This window comes from Pseudomonas sp. Pseusp10 (assembly GCF_059492225.1).
On record NZ_CP168528.1, the window covers coordinates 3,094,770 to 3,109,258 of the forward strand.

The window sequence follows — 14,489 nt, forward strand, 5'->3', positions numbered from 1 at the left end:
CGACGGTGCGGCGATCCGACTTGCTCGCGAAAAACGTCAAGATAATGCGGTCTGTCAGTTAGTTCGCGTTATCGTTGGCGACCATCGCGAGCAGGCTCGCTCCCACATCATGCTGCGGGTGGCGGTTTCGCCAGTTCAATGCCGGCGGCCCCCAGCCGCTTGAGAATTTCAAACAGCAGCTCGCTTTTGATCGCGCCCACCATGCGTGGGCTGCCGACATAACCGGTGATGGTCAACGTGATGCCTTCAGGTTTCAGCTGACTGAAGCGCAAAAATGGCACTGGCTTATCCAGAATGGATTCGTGTTCGGTGAAGGTGTCGTACAGCAGGTTTTGTACTTGCTCCGGGTCGATGTCCAGCGGAAACATCAGTTCGAGTATCACTACGCCCTGGGCGCTACCGCCGAGGGTGACGTTGCGCAGGTTCTGCGAAATCAGGTGGGAGTTGGGCACGATCATGATCGAGCGGTCGGCCAGTTGTATTTCCGTGGCCCGCACGTTGATCCGGCGAATGTCACCTTCCACGCCACTGATGCTGATCAGGTCGCCGACTTTTACCGGGCGTTCGGTCAGCAGGATCAGGCCGGAGATGAAATTCTTCACGATCTCCTGAAGGCCAAAGCCGATACCTACCGACAGGGCACTGACGATCCAGGCCAGGTTGGTCCACTTGATTCCCAGCGACGACAGCGTGAGCAGGACGACGGACACGTAACCGATGTTGGCAAACAGGGTGCTCAGCGAGGCGCACATGCCGGGGTCCATCTCGGTTTTCGGCAGGAACTCGCTATCCAGCCAGCGCCGCAATGAGCGGATCAGGTAGATGCCGATCACCAGGGCCAGGATGGCATTCACCAGGTTGTCCGGGACGATGTTCAGTTTGCGCAGCCCTTCGCCGCCGAGTATGGCCACGGTGTTGGTGGCCAGTTGACCGAGCGTCGTACCCACACCGCCGACAAACAAGGCAATGACACCGATCAGCAGGAGGACGGCGCGGCCAGCCCCGGACAGCACGGTGCAGATCTGCTCCAGGCGTGGATTACCGATGCCCAGTAGCTGCTTGATGGCCTTGCCGGCAGGTTGCCTGGGCGAAAAAAGGTAGTCGCAAGTGTCTTGGTAGACCTGTGTGAGCAGGTAGAAACCGGCGAAGATGATGAATATCCAGACCATTTCGTAGGTGATGAACCGGGCCATCGTCACGTAGCCGATCAGCAGGGCGAACAGGGACACCACCACGGCAACGCCGGCAAAGGTATAAATCAGGCCGGCGAAAGTGGTGACGCCTTCGGGGACTTCTCCGGCCGCTATCATTTCCTGGCGAGTCTTGCTGACGCGCAACAGGAGCGCGCCGATCACCAGAGCAGCGACCAACGCCACGATACCCCGACCGAACAGCACCACTTCGGCGCTCATGCCGGTGACATTGCTCAACTGCACCAGTGTCACCAGCACCAGCAACAGGCTTGCCAGCAGCCTGGAATAGGGCGCCATCGCCAGCGCTACCGGATCGGAAATATCGGGCAGGCGCCATGAAGGATGTTGGGTCGACAGCAACGCGCGGCTCAATCCTGTGATCAGCACGCAGGTATAGGCAAGCTTTTCCAGGTATTGCGTCAGTTCGGCCAGCAGCGGGGTGTAGGGCAGTTGGCGGGTCGCGGCAAAATGCAGCAGTTGAAGGGCCGCGCCGGCGGTCAGCACCGTTGCCATTACCGAGGCCAGCGCAAGGGAGCTGCGTCGTAACCGACCTTCAGGCATTCGATGAAGGCACAGCCACGCCAGACCCCGGTTGGCGAGCGGTCGACCCACGGTCCATATGGCCAGCGCCAGCATTAGCAGGGTGGCCGTGAACATGCGTTGTCCGGGTTGCCAGGCGGCCCGGTGCGTGGCCTCGAGTTGCTGGATGACGCTGCTGAAACGTCGGCGGTCATCGGCAGGAAAATCGAACAACGGCGACCAGAAACGCGGGTTCAAGATGCTGTTGGTCTGCTGGGTTACCTCCGCCTCCAGCAGGGTGCGGCGAATACTGGCAATCTGGGTGATCAGCTCGGAGGCACTTGTTTTCAGTGCGGCCAGGGTTTTGATTTGGCTATCAATCCTGTTTTTTTGCTCGCCGAGGGCGTCTCGTTGGGCAGTAATGGCCGACGTCACCAATGCGTTCTCGTCGTGTGGCACTGGCCCCAACACATTGAGTTGTGCCTGCAACTGCTCCTGTCCGGGCAACAGCGATGTGGACTGGCGATCAATATCCTGGATGAGTACCTGGACCAGGCCCTGTGAGCTTTCCAGTTGAGTGTAATTGCTGGCCTGGGAAACCTGCTGCTTGAGGCTGTTCAGCTGGTTTTGCAACCCCAGTAGATCGCTGTCGGAGATGCTGATGACCGGGGTTGTGGTGGAGGGAGCAAGGGCGTCGGCCATGGGCGCCGCCAACAGCCATCCCGGGCTCGCCGCCAGAAGCGCGAAGGCGACGTAAATCATTGACTTCAATACATTGAACATCGGCGTGCTCGACGGGTTGTTAGTCACTTAGCCAATGAGGTTAGGTCATGACACGCATCCTTGAGCATTGTTTTGCCGCAAGTGCCCCGGGTGGTTTGCGCTCAGGCGTTACTCATGCTGTTGCCGCGCCGGGAAAAACAGTTCGAAGCAGGTGATGCCGTCGGCACTGCTGACGTTGCAGGCACCGTTGTGCAATTGCATGATCGTCGCCACGATCGACAGGCCCAGGCCATTGGATTGGGCCGAGCGTTCGCGGGATTCGTCGACCCGGTAGAAACGTTCGAACAACCGTGGCAGATGCTGGGGCGCGATGGTCGGGCCGTGGTTGCGCACTTGCACCTGGATGCCGTCGGCGGTCGGGTTGGCGTGGATGCACAGCTCGGAATGCGGGGCGCCGTATTTGATGGCGTTGGCGCACAGGTTGGCCAATGCCCGACGCAACAGCATCGGCTCGGCCCAGATCAATCCGCTGCCCCGGGCATTGATGCAGATGCCGACGTCGGTCGCCGGGCCTTCGAAATAATCGGCCATGCGTTGCATTTCGTCGGCGGCATCCAGTTCCTGACGCTGGCGCAAGGCACTGCGCGGATCGGTGCGGGCCAGGAACAGCATGTTGTCGAGCATGCGCGCCAGGCGCTCGAGTTCTTCGACATTCGAGGCCAACAGCTGCTGATAGGCGTCGGTGCTGCGGTTCTGTTGCAAGGCCACCTGGGTTTCGCCGAGCAGGTTGTTGATCGGCGTGCGCAGCTCGTGGGCCATGTCGGTCGACACCTGGCCCAGTTGTATGAAGCCTTTGTCCAGGCGGTCGAGCATGGCGTTGAAGGCGTCGATCATCGGCAACAGTTCCAGCGGCGCGCCCTGGCTGTCGAGGCGTTCGTTGAGGTTGCCGACGTCGATGCTCTGGGTGTGGCGGGCCAGGCGCCGCACGGGCAACAGGCCGCGATGCACCAGCACATAACCGGACAGCGCCAGCAGAATCGCCGCGACACTGGCGAACAGGTAGACGTTGAGCCGGTAGTCGGCGAGCACGGCGGTGCGCTCGGTCATCAGGCGCCCGGTCACCACTTGCAGGCTGCCCAGATCACCCGAGTCGATGGTCGCCGCCAAGGCGGAAAACGGCACGCCATTGACGTTAGGCAAATGCTGCACGTCGTCCAGGGTCAGCCGATGATCCATGGCTACCGGGGTCAGCACCGGCATCTTCAGGTTGCCCGGGTTGACCACCAGCAACGGCGGTTGGCCTGGGGTGCCGATGCTCAGCAGGGCCTCGCGGTTGCCCATCATGTTCTGGAACAGCGCCGGTTTGGCCTTGATCAGGTCCAGGGTGTTGCTGTCGTTGAGGAAGGTACGCAACTGGTCGATGCGGGTGATCAGGGCAATGTCGTCGCGCCGGATCAACTCGCGTTCCAGGTCGCGGTACAGCGCCACGCCAAGCAGCGCCAGCGAGACAAACGCCAGCAGGGCAAACACCAGCGCCAGGCGCAGGGTCAGGGAGTGGCTGAGGCGGGTGGCGGATTGCAGCGGCGTCATCGCATTCATGGGGGCATTCAGGGCTGAGTGTCGAAGCGGTAGCCGATGCCGCGCACGCTGTGGATCAACTTGAGCGGGAACGGATCATCGATTTTCAGGCGCAGGCGGCGCACGGCGACATCGACGACGTTGGTGTCGCTGTCGAAATTCATGTCCCAGACCCGCGAGGCGATCATCGAGCGTGACAGCACTTCGCCCTGATGCGTGGCGAACAGGTGCAACAGGGCAAATTCCTTGTTGGTCAGGGTGATGCGGTTGCCGGCGCGGCTGACGCGACGCTTGAGCACATCGATCTGCAGGTCGTCGACGTGCAGGTGTTCATCTTCCCGGGTAGGACCGCGTCGGGTCAGGGTGCGCAGGCGCGCCACCAGTTCGGCGAAGGAGAAGGGTTTGATCAGGTAATCGTCGGCGCCCAGTTCGAGGCCTTTGATGCGGTCGGCGATGTCATCCCGGGCGGTGAGGAACAGCACCGGCGTATCGGCTTCCTTGCGCAAGCGGCGCAGGACTTCCCAGCCATCCATCTTCGGCATCATCACGTCCAGCACGATCACGTCGAAATCGTGTTCCAGGGCCAGGTGCAGGCCATCGACGCCGTCCCGCGCCAGGCTCACGGTGTATCCGAGCTCTTGCAGGCCGTTGAGCAGGTAATTACCGGCCTTGGGTTCGTCTTCGACTACGAGGATATTCATGGAAATCTGCCTGATTCGGTCGGGCTACAGGGGCAAGCCAGTGGCGCAAGTGTAGCCCGGCCAGTCGTGAATACAGGCATCCGGTCAATTCTCGCCAATACAACCTACGCCCTGGACCCGATAGTCCAGCTGGTGCTCGCGACCCTGATGGTCGAGGTAGTTGAACTGCGCCGGAACGATACCGCACTTGCCGGAAAGGTCGGTCATGGACAGCACTTTGGCCACATCCACCGGCACATAAAAACCGTCTTTGTCGTGGATGACCGGCGAGGTGGGCTGGGTGGCGGCAAACGCCGAACCGGTGACGAGCAGGGCGGCAAAACCCGCGATCAACATTTTCATGACGAATCTCTCTCTACAAGGGCAGGGTGGCTGCCGGTGGTTGGCCTGACAGTGAGTTCAGGCTAACGAAGCGATCCGGACAGCCGACCAACAACTTGATGACAAAGTTGTAATGAAACGCCGCCCGCAACACCGCACCCCCCCTGTGGGAGCGAGCTTGCTCGCGATGACGGAGTGTCAGTCGACATTTTCGTGTCTGACACACCGCTATCGCGAGCAAGCTCGCTCCCACAGGGGGCTCCCACAGGGGGTTGCGGTGTTGTTGGCGGGTGGTTTCAGCAAAACAGATCAACCCGCGGATCCATGGCCTAAGCTTGTTCGCAGGCCCATGCTCATCGAACACCTCGATGGGCAAACGGCACCTATAAAAACAATGCAATCAGGAGATGCCCATGTCCGCTTTGATCCGTCGTTTCAGTCGCTGCATGGCCGCCGGTTTGACCGCTGCCGTGCTTGTCGCACCGGCCTTCGCGCTGGATACCGTGAAATTCATGGCCCCGGGTTCAGTGGGCGGTGGTTATGACCAGACTGCCCGGGTGCTGGGCAAGGCCATGGTCGAAGCCAATACGGCCAAGGCCGTGACCTTCGAGAACAAGGGCGGTGCGGGCGGGACCCTGGGCCTGGCGCAATTTGCCAACAGCACCAAGGGCGATCCGAATGCGCTGTTGGTGGTCGGGGCGATCATGGTCGCGGGCATCGAACAGAACAAACCGCAGATCAGCCTGAAGGATGTGACGCCCATTGCCCGGCTGTTCACCGAGTACAACGTGATCGCCGTGCGCAAGGAGTCTGAATACAAGACCCTCGATGACCTGATCAAGGCCTTCAAGGCCAATCCGACGAGCATCACCTGGGGCGGCGGCTCCAAGGGCTCGGTGGATCACATCGGCATCGCCGAGCTGGCGGGCAAGCTGGATGTGCCGGTCAACAAGGTCAACTACGTGGCCTTTGGCGGGGGTGGCGAGGTGGTTGCCCAGGCGCTGGGCGGGCAGCTCAAGGTGATCACCGGCGGTTACGCCGAGCTCGGCCAATACATCAAGAGCGGCCAGTTCCGTGTCCTGGCCATCGGCGCGCCGGAGCGCGTTCCCGGCATTGAAGCACCGACCCTCAAGGAGAGCGGCTATGACGTGACGATCGGCAACTGGCGCGGCGTTTACGGTGCAGCGGGCCTCACCCCGCAGCAGCGTAAAGAGGTGATCGACGCGGTCGTGGCCGCCAGCAACAGCAAAGTCTGGCAGGACAACATCCAGACCAACGCCTGGACGCCCAGCGTGCTGACCGGCGATGAGTTCGGCAAATTCGTCGAGGAAGAACACGTGCGGTTGCGCGCCATGCTGGTCAAGGTCGGGCTGATTTGAGATGGCCACACTGCGCGCAGTGGTACCGACGCAATTGGCGGTCGGCATCGGCCTGATCGCCATCAGCGTCATGTTGGCGATGGGCGCCTACCGTTTTCCACCGGAAATGGGGTTCGTCATCCTCCCGGCGTACGTTTATCCCTATGTCGTGGCGGCGTTTCTGGGGGCCGTGGGGCTGCTGCTGGGGTATCAGGCCATCAGTGGCGGCTTTCGCGAGCTGGATAACGATGCCGCCATGGTGTCCGGTGGAACAGCCGGTGCGGCCTGGGTGACCGCGGGGCTTGTCGGGGTGGCGGTGCTGATCAACCTGATCGGTTTTGTGCTGGCCGCCGGGTTGCTGTTTGCCTGTTCGGCGCGGGGTTTTGGCAGCCGTCATCCCTTGCGGGACCTGGCCATCGGCATTGCCTTGACCCTGCCGATCTACTGGCTGTTCAACGCCGGCCTGGGGGTTTCCCTGCCGCCGCTGATCAACGTCTGGATTTGAAGGGAGCTCGACACCGTGGACATTCTTTCAAGCCTGGCGATGGGTTTTTCTTCGGCACTGACGCCGATCAATCTGATGTGGGGTTTCATCGGCTGCCTGCTCGGCACCGCCATCGGCGTGTTGCCGGGGATCGGTCCGGCGCTGACGGTGGCCCTGTTGTTGCCGATCACTGCCAAAGTCGACCCCACTGGCGCCTTGATCATGTTCGCCGGTATCTATTACGGCGCGCAGTTCGGTGGCTCCACCACCTCTATCCTGCTTAACACGCCCGGCGAATCGTCTTCCATGGTCACGGCCCTGGAAGGCAACCTCATGGCCCGCAACGGCCGGGCCGGACCTGCGCTGGCAACGGCGGCGATAGGCTCCTTCGTGGCCGGCACCATCGCGACGATATTGCTGACGTTGTTCGCGCCCATCGTGGCCAGGCTGGCACTGAATTTCGGCCCGACCGAGTACTTCGCGATCCTGGTGTTGTCGTTCACCACCGTGTCGGCCGTGCTCGGCGCTTCGATGCTGCGCGGGTTCGCTTCGCTGGGCGTCGGGTTGACCATCGGTTTGATCGGACTGGATTCGACCTCGGGTATTGCCCGCTACACGTTGGGCGTTCCCGAACTGGTGGACGGTATCGAGGTGGTGCTGGTGGCGGTCGGCCTGTTCGCGGTGGGCGAGGCCTTGTACAGCTTGCTCTATCAAGCGGAATCAAACGAAGGCCGGCATCGCCTGACCTCGTTGTGGATGACCCGCGCCGACTGGAAACGCTCGGTGCCCGCGTGGCTTCGGGGCACGCTGATCGGTTTTCCGTTTGGCTCGATTCCGGCCGGTGGCGCCGAGATCCCGACCTTTCTGTCCTATTCCACCGAGCGCAAGCTCAGCAAGTACCCCAAGGAGTTTTCCGCCAACAAGGGCGAGGGTGCCATCGAGGGCGTCGCCGGCCCGGAAGCGGCCAACAACGCCAGCGCGACCGGGTCCCTGGTGCCGTTGCTGACCCTGGGCATCCCGACGTCCGCCACCGCCGCGATCCTGTTGGCGGCGTTCCAGAACTACAACCTGCAACCGGGGCCGATGCTGTTCGAAACCTCCGCTGAGCTGGTCTGGACGCTGGTGGCCTCGCTGTATATCGGCAACGTTATTCTGCTGGTGTTGAACCTGCCGCTGGTGGGCCTGTGGGTCAAGCTGTTGCAAATCCCCCGGCCGTACCTGAACGCCGGCATCCTGGTATTCGCCACCATCGGCGTGTACGGCATGCGCCACTCATCCTTCGATCTGCTGCTGATGTTGGCGATTGGCTGGGGCGGGGTGTTGATGCGGCGGTTCGACTTCCCCGTCGCCCCGGTGATCGTCGGCATGTTGCTGGGGCCGATGGCTGAGAAACAACTGCGCAACGCCTTGTCCATCGGTCAGGGCGACTGGACGGTGTTCGTCACGCAACCGATCTCGGCGTTTTTCCTCGCCCTGACGCTGCTGGTGCTGGTGGTGCCCTATGTGTTGCATAAACGCGGCATCAAGTTGCATGAGGATGATTGAGGCCCCCCTGTGGGAGCGGGCTTGCTCGCGAAAGCGGTGTGTCAGCGAAGTAAATATCAACTGACCCGACGCCTTCGCGGGCAAGCCCGCTCCCACAGTAATTTCGGTCGTTCACGAGTACTGCGTACACCCACTAACCCTGTGGGAGCGGGCTTGCTCGCGAAAACGGTGTGTCAGCGAAATAAATGTCAACTGACCCGACGCTTTCGCGAGCAAGTCGGATCGCCGCACCGCCGCTCCCACAGGGTCATGCAGTGGTTTGCGCGGTGAACCACTGCATCACCGGCGCACAGGCCGGATGCGATGCCGCCGAGGGTTGCAGGCACAGCGAGTAAATCCCCCGGGTCTTCAACGGTTCGCCGAACGGAATCACCAGTTCGCCGCGCTGGATCGACTCGCCCGCCAGGGTCATGTCGGTCATCGCCACCCCCAGCCCCCGCGCGGCGGCATCGAGTGCCAGTTCGTCGAGGTTGAAGGGGATGTGCCGATAGTCGTTCAACGACTTGCCGCCGTTGGCGGACAACCAGTCCTGCCAGTCATGCTGATCGCTTGAGCGATGCAGCAATGCGAACCCCGACAGATCCTCCAGCGAAGCCAATGGCCGGGCCGGGGTGCCCAGGCCTGGTGCGCACACGGGCACCAACGCTTCTTCGAACAGGGTCAGGCAATCCGCGGCGCCGGACGGCTCGGGCAGGTAAAGGATATAGGCGTCACTGTCACTGGCCGGTTCAACCACTTCGGTGGCCACGGTTTCAATTGCCAGGGATACGTCCGGGTGATGCCGGTAGAAGTCGCTCAGTTTGGGCAGCAACCAGCGCACCGCCAGTGACACGTGCATGCGAATGCGGAACGGGCGTTTTTGCGGCGCGAGTCGGTCTTCGAGGGTCCGCAACTGTTCGAGGATGCTGCGGGCGCTGGCCAGTACCTGTTCGCCCTCCGCGGTCAGTTGAATGCTGCGGCTGCTCCTGACAAACAGCGGCATGCCAAAGTGGCTCTCCAGTTGCTGGATTTGTCGGCTCACGGCGCTCTGGGTCAGGCAGAGCTTTTGCGCCGCTTGCGTGAAGCTGCCTGACCCGGCGACTTCGACCAAAGCTTGCAAGCCCTGTAGCGAGGGCACGTGGCGAATCTTATCCATGCGTTTTCAGAATGCCTCGATGATTTAATAACGTTGGTTGTCTTTGTATGGGCCCTTTAGATTCTAGTCATGGTGACCGTCGCCGCAAAGCGCTCATGCGAATCATGCATGCACTGCTGCTTTGGAACGAGACGGTTCGCAGAACAAGAACCTGAGGTGACGCATGGAAAATATCTGTGGCTGGATTGCGCAAGCGGGGAGTTCACCCTTGCGCGAGCCGCTCAAAGGCACGCAGCAAGCCGATTGGCTGGTGATCGGTGCCGGCATCACCGGGCTGAGTGCCGCCCACGCCCTGGCGCAAATGCATCCCCGGGCGCGCATCGTGGTCGTCGACCGGCAGCGGGCTGCGCAAGGCGCTTCGGCGCGCAATTCCGGTTTTGTGGTGGCCCATGAGCATCCCGCCGTTGGCGAGTTGTCGGGCTGCGCCGGGTTCGCCGGGTATCAAGTGGATACGTCAATCGGCCGCGCAGCTGCCGACGAAGTCCGCAAGCAGATTGCCCGCCATGGCATCGAATGCGACTTCAGGGAATCGGGCTATTTCTTTGCCGTCAGCGATCCACGCAAGCTGACCCACGTCGAGGCCAAGTTGCAGACCCTGCGTGCCGTTGGCGCCAGCGCGCAGTTTCTGCAAGGCGAGGCGCTGAAGGAGAAACTCGGCACCCGGCACTACCGCGCCGCGATCTGGTGCGGTAACGGCAATGCGCTGCTGCAACCGGCGAAGTACGTGAGGGGCTTGCTCGATGCCTTGCCGCAGCAAGTGACGGTCTACGAGAACACCGATATCACAGGTCTTGAGCGCCTGGGCAACGGCCGAATTCGCGCCCGGGGCCAAAACGGCTGCGTAGAGGCAAAACAAATATTGGTCTGTCTGAACGCCTTTATCCCTCGCTCGGGTATCGATGACAGCGGCACCTTCGCGATGGAACTCAGCGCCAGCCTCACGCGGCCACTCAGCGATCAAGAGTTTCAAGCGCTCGGAGCGCCAGCGCCCTGGGGCGTGCTGTCTACCCGACCGCTTGGTGCCACGGTGCGCCTGACCCCGGATCGCCGGGTGATGATCCGCAACACCGCGGAATACCGCTCCCGGGATTTGTCCCTGGACGAATTATCGGCCCGCCGCCAGCACCATGTGCTGGGGTTGCAACGGCGTTTCCCGATGCTCGGCGAGCGGGACATTGAATACACCTGGACCGGCCATCTCAGCGCTTCGCGCTCCGGGCAGCCGTATTTCGGCAAAGTCGAGGAGGGCGTGTTTGCCGTGGCCGGGTGCAATGGCTCCGGAGTGGCGCGGGGCACGCTGTGGGGCCGCTTGCTGGCGGAACTGGCGTCGGGCGGTGATTCACCGTTGCTGCAATCGGTCATCGCCCGGGCGCAACCCGGCTGGCTGCCGCCCAAGCCGTTGCTCGACATCGGTGCCATGCTGCGTATGCGCGTGGAAACGGTCCGGGCCAAAAGCGAAATCTGAAAACACCCATTTCACAACAAGAACAAAAGCACTTCCCATCGAAGGTGATTCAACATGCGCGTCAATACGCTTTCCCTTGTGGCCCTGATCTCGACGTTTTCCGCCGCCACCCATGCCGACGAAACCGTCAACATTTCCAACTGGAACGGCTACATCGCCGACGACACCCTGGCCAGTTTCACCAAGGACACCGGGATCAAGGCGACCTACGACATTCACGACAGCAACGAAGTGCTGGAATCGAAGCTGATGACCGGCAACACCGGGTATGACGTGGTCAGCCCGTCGAACCACTTCCTGTCGCGCCTGATCAAGGCCGGTGCCATCCAGAAACTCGACAAGAGCCAGCTGCCCAACTGGAAAAACCTCGACCCGGCGCTGATGAAGAAGCTTGAGGTCAATGATCCGGGCAACCAGTACGGCTACCCCTACATGTGGGGCACGGCGGGCATCGGCTACAACGTGGAGAAGATCAAGGCGATTTTCGGCAACACCGATGTCACCCGTTCCTGGAGCCTGTTTTTCGACGAGAACAACATCAAGAAACTCAGCGAGTGCGGTGTGGCGATCATCGACAACCCGACGCAGATCCTGCCGATCACTCTCAATTACCTGGGCCTGCCACCCCACAGCCACGAACCGGCCGACTACAAGAAAGCCGAGCAGGCGTTGCTGAAGATCCGCCCATACGTTCAGTACTTCCACGCATCCAAGTACATCAGCGACCTGGCCAATGGCAACGTCTGCGCGGTGATCGGTTTCAACGGCGATATCGTGCAGGCCGCCGCCAGCGCCAGGGAAGCCAAGAACGGGATCGATATTGCCTACTCGATCCCGGAGGAAGGTTCCACGTTGTGGCTGGACATGGTGGTCATGCCCAAGAGCGCACCGCATGAGAAGAACGGCTACGCCTACATGAACTACCTGTTGGAGCCGAAGGTAATTGCCAACATCAGCAACAGCATCCATTACGCCAACCCCAACAGTGCGGCGGATGCCTTCGTCGATCCGGCGGTGAAGCAGGACCTGGCGATCTATCCGCCGAAAACCGTGATGGACAAGCTGTTTACCGTTGAGGACTTGCCCGCGGCCATTGCACGCCTCAGCACGCGCTTGTGGACCAAGCTGAAAACCAATACCTGACTGACTCAGGCCAGCATCGACATCAACCCGCCCTGACGGTCCAGTTTGGCCAGGTCGTCGAAGCCGCCGATGTGCGTGTCGCCGATGAAAATCTGCGGCACGCTGCGGCGGTTGCTGCGGCTGAGCATTTCCTCGAACTTTTCGGGCTTGCGCTGGATGTTGATTTCTTCCATTACGGCGCCTTTGCTGGCGAGCAATGCCTTGGCGTTGCGGCAGTATGGGCAGGTGTCAGTGGTGTACAAGGTCACGGTGTTCATGGTGGGTACTCCGTCATTCAAGTCATTCAGGCGTCGATGGCCGGGAAGTCGATGTCGGTCAGCGCTGTGTTGTTCAGGTAGTTGGTCAGCGTTTGCGAAGCCACGAGGGCGATCACTTCGATGATCTTGCCGTCGTCGATGCCGGCAGTACGGGCTGCGGTGATCTGCTCGACGGTCAGGTGGCCACGGCTCTCGGTGACCTGACGGGCGAGGGTGGCATAGGCGTTGAGTTCACCCTGACGGGCGCTGAGGATGTCCTGGCCCGATAGCCCGGCTTTGCTGGCAAACAGCGTGTGAGCGGCGAGGCAGTAGTCGCAGCCATTGACCTGCGACGTGGCGAGGGATACCGCTTCTTTTTCCGTAGCACTCAGGGACGTCTTGCCCAGTGCCGCCGAATTTTGCAGGTATGAGGCCAGCACCGCCGGGGCGTGTGCCAATACTTTGAAGACATTGGGCAGAAAGCCGATTTTCTTCTGCACGCCTTCCAGCAGCGGGCGGGTGGCGTCGGTGGCGTGTTCCAGGCTGATCGGGGCAATGCGGGTCATGGTGATACTCCGTAGTGTGAAGCGCGGTATGCGCTGGGTACGGAGCTGATGTTAGGGATTGGTTCTGGCTTGTTGGGTGCAAATCGTCGAGGATATGCGACAGATCGTCCAGAACTGCTTGCGGGAGTCTGTCATGGATCGCTTGTCCACGTTGCTCACACACTTCGGCGTCAATGCCGGCACTTTCCATAGCGGTACGTTCTGCGGCACCGCCGCCTACGACGGCCAACAGGCCAGCGGTCACCTGCACCTGCTCCAGGCGGGCGAGTTGCTGCTCAAGATGGGCGATCAGCCGGACCTGCAACTGACCGAGCCGAGCCTGATCTTTTTCCCCCGGCCCTATCGGCATCGCCTGTTCGCTGCTGAAGGGACCGGCACTCAACTGGTGTGCGCGACCCTGGATTTCGACGGCGGTGCGGGCAATGCCCTGGCGGCGGCGCTGCCGGATTACCTGGTGCTCAAGCTCGACGAAATCCCGACCTTGGCCGGGACCCTGGAATGGCTGTTCAATGAGGCATTTGACGGTACATGCGGGCGCGAAGCGGTGATGGATCGCCTGTTCGAACTCTTGGTGATTCTGTTATTGCGGCACATATTGAGCACCACGGGCCAGCAACCGGGAATGATGGCCGGCCTCGCCGATGCGCGCCTGTCGCGCCCCCTGAGCCTGATGCATCAAACCCCGGCCAAGGCCTGGACCGTGGCCGAACTCTCGGTCGCCGCCAACATGTCGCGGGCCAGCTTCGCCGAACACTTTCGCCGGGTGGTCGGGCAGACGCCGGTGGATTATCTGGTGAGCTGGCGCATCAGTCTGGCGCAGAAACGCCTGCGCGAGGGCCGGCCGATTGCGCTGATCGCCGAGGAAGTCGGCTACGAAAGCCCCTCGGCGCTGGCCCGGGCGTTTCGGCGCAAAACCGGGCTCAGCCCCAGGGAGTGGAAGAGCAACTGACCACCGCAAATCCCCCTGTGGGAGCGAGCAAGTCGGATCGCCGCACCGCCGCTCCCACAGTATTTGCGGTTGCCTTACGAACGCATCAGAACTTGAATGCCTGCCGTCCCACCAACAGCCATTTACCGTCCTGCTTTTGCCAGATCTGGAAGTTTTCGATTTCGGTTGGCACCACTTCAGTGCCTTTCAGCGCTTGCGCCGAGAAGTGGTGGCGGACCAGCGCGACATCACCTGAGACGGTAATGGTCTGGTTCTGCATCTCAAGCGTCTTGAAGGCGCTTTTGCCGGTTTCGATGTCGGCGATGAAGGCCGTCTTGTCCTGAATCTTGCCGCTGGAATGCCCGTAGGTCAGGTTGTCGGCGGTCAAGGCGTTCAGTTCCGCAATGTCCTTGTGCAACATGGCCTGGGTCAGGTGGTCGACAGCCTGGGCCACGTCCTTGTCCGCGGCAACCGGGGTGGCGGCGACGTAGCCGCTGAACAGGCACAGAAAACCAATCAGTACTTTTGCTTTTTTCATGGGTGTTTCCTTGTTGTTGTAGGGATAGCGAGACGACTGCACGATAATTCGTCAGT

The 14,489-nt window shown here is 61.3% G+C and carries 14 protein-coding genes; 6 read left to right on the plus strand and 8 right to left on the minus strand.

The window, feature by feature from the left end:
• Positions 1-107 precede the first annotated feature (107 nt).
• The 4 genes from ACEN8Z_RS14015 to ACEN8Z_RS14030 form a co-directional block, all read right to left on the minus strand.
• A complete protein-coding gene (locus ACEN8Z_RS14015) occupies positions 108-2,495 on the minus strand; it encodes a DUF3772 domain-containing protein (RefSeq protein WP_495598028.1) in 2,388 nt (795 codons plus the stop codon).
• Between the two features lie 108 nt (positions 2,496-2,603).
• On the minus strand, positions 2,604-4,034 hold the full coding sequence (locus tag ACEN8Z_RS14020; RefSeq protein ID WP_495598029.1) for a heavy metal sensor histidine kinase: 1,431 nt from the start codon (positions 4,032-4,034) through the stop codon (positions 2,604-2,606).
• An 8-nt stretch (positions 4,035-4,042) separates the two neighbouring features.
• Positions 4,043-4,714, minus strand: coding sequence for a heavy metal response regulator transcription factor (locus ACEN8Z_RS14025; protein ID WP_008001318.1), 672 nt, complete (start codon positions 4,712-4,714; stop codon positions 4,043-4,045).
• A gap of 84 nt (positions 4,715-4,798) precedes the next feature.
• Positions 4,799-5,056, minus strand: a complete 258-nt coding sequence (locus ACEN8Z_RS14030) for a DUF2790 domain-containing protein (protein ID WP_495598030.1) — start codon at positions 5,054-5,056, stop codon at positions 4,799-4,801.
• Between the two features lie 392 nt (positions 5,057-5,448).
• On the opposite strand from ACEN8Z_RS14030, the gene ACEN8Z_RS14035 reads away from it, so the two are divergent.
• The 3 genes from ACEN8Z_RS14035 to ACEN8Z_RS14045 are packed head-to-tail and all read left to right on the plus strand — an operon-like array spanning position 5,449 to position 8,422.
• Positions 5,449-6,414, plus strand: a complete 966-nt coding sequence (locus ACEN8Z_RS14035) for a Bug family tripartite tricarboxylate transporter substrate binding protein (protein ID WP_495598031.1) — start codon at positions 5,449-5,451, stop codon at positions 6,412-6,414.
• 1 nt (position 6,415) lies between these two features.
• Positions 6,416-6,898 carry a tripartite tricarboxylate transporter TctB family protein gene (locus ACEN8Z_RS14040; protein WP_495598032.1) on the plus strand — a complete coding sequence of 161 codons (483 nt, stop codon included), beginning with the start codon at positions 6,416-6,418 and terminating at the stop codon, positions 6,896-6,898.
• Between the two features lie 15 nt (positions 6,899-6,913).
• On the plus strand, positions 6,914-8,422 hold the full coding sequence (locus tag ACEN8Z_RS14045; RefSeq protein WP_495598033.1) for a tripartite tricarboxylate transporter permease: 1,509 nt from the start codon (positions 6,914-6,916) through the stop codon (positions 8,420-8,422).
• Positions 8,423-8,669: 247 nt separating this feature from the next.
• Here ACEN8Z_RS14045 and ACEN8Z_RS14050 read toward each other — a convergent pair whose 3' ends face one another.
• Complete coding sequence (locus tag ACEN8Z_RS14050; protein WP_495598034.1) at positions 8,670-9,557, minus strand: LysR substrate-binding domain-containing protein; 888 nt, start codon at positions 9,555-9,557, stop codon at positions 8,670-8,672.
• Between the two features lie 163 nt (positions 9,558-9,720).
• On the opposite strand from ACEN8Z_RS14050, the gene ACEN8Z_RS14055 reads away from it, so the two are divergent.
• Positions 9,721-11,022 (plus strand): NAD(P)/FAD-dependent oxidoreductase, encoded by a 1,302-nt coding sequence (locus tag ACEN8Z_RS14055; protein ID WP_495598035.1) that lies wholly within the window; start codon positions 9,721-9,723, stop codon positions 11,020-11,022.
• 54 nt (positions 11,023-11,076) lie between these two features.
• Positions 11,077-12,165 carry a polyamine ABC transporter substrate-binding protein gene (locus ACEN8Z_RS14060; RefSeq protein ID WP_495598036.1) on the plus strand — a complete coding sequence of 363 codons (1,089 nt, stop codon included), beginning with the start codon at positions 11,077-11,079 and terminating at the stop codon, positions 12,163-12,165.
• A 5-nt stretch (positions 12,166-12,170) separates the two neighbouring features.
• On the opposite strand, the gene grxC is transcribed toward ACEN8Z_RS14060, so the two are convergent.
• Both grxC and ACEN8Z_RS14070 read right to left on the minus strand, forming a co-directional pair.
• On the minus strand, positions 12,171-12,422 hold the full coding sequence (grxC, locus tag ACEN8Z_RS14065; protein ID WP_007998610.1) for a glutaredoxin 3: 252 nt from the start codon (positions 12,420-12,422) through the stop codon (positions 12,171-12,173).
• Between the two features lie 26 nt (positions 12,423-12,448).
• Positions 12,449-12,967: a carboxymuconolactone decarboxylase family protein gene (locus ACEN8Z_RS14070; RefSeq protein WP_495598037.1), complete on the minus strand. Its 519-nt coding sequence runs from the start codon at positions 12,965-12,967 to the stop codon at positions 12,449-12,451.
• Between the two features lie 133 nt (positions 12,968-13,100).
• On the opposite strand from ACEN8Z_RS14070, the gene ACEN8Z_RS14075 reads away from it, so the two are divergent.
• Positions 13,101-13,916, plus strand: a complete 816-nt coding sequence (locus tag ACEN8Z_RS14075) for a helix-turn-helix domain-containing protein (protein ID WP_495598038.1) — start codon at positions 13,101-13,103, stop codon at positions 13,914-13,916.
• An 85-nt stretch (positions 13,917-14,001) separates the two neighbouring features.
• On the opposite strand, the gene ACEN8Z_RS14080 is transcribed toward ACEN8Z_RS14075, so the two are convergent.
• Positions 14,002-14,433 carry a nuclear transport factor 2 family protein gene (locus ACEN8Z_RS14080; protein WP_495598039.1) on the minus strand — a complete coding sequence of 144 codons (432 nt, stop codon included), beginning with the start codon at positions 14,431-14,433 and terminating at the stop codon, positions 14,002-14,004.
• Positions 14,434-14,489: the final 56 nt, after the last annotated feature.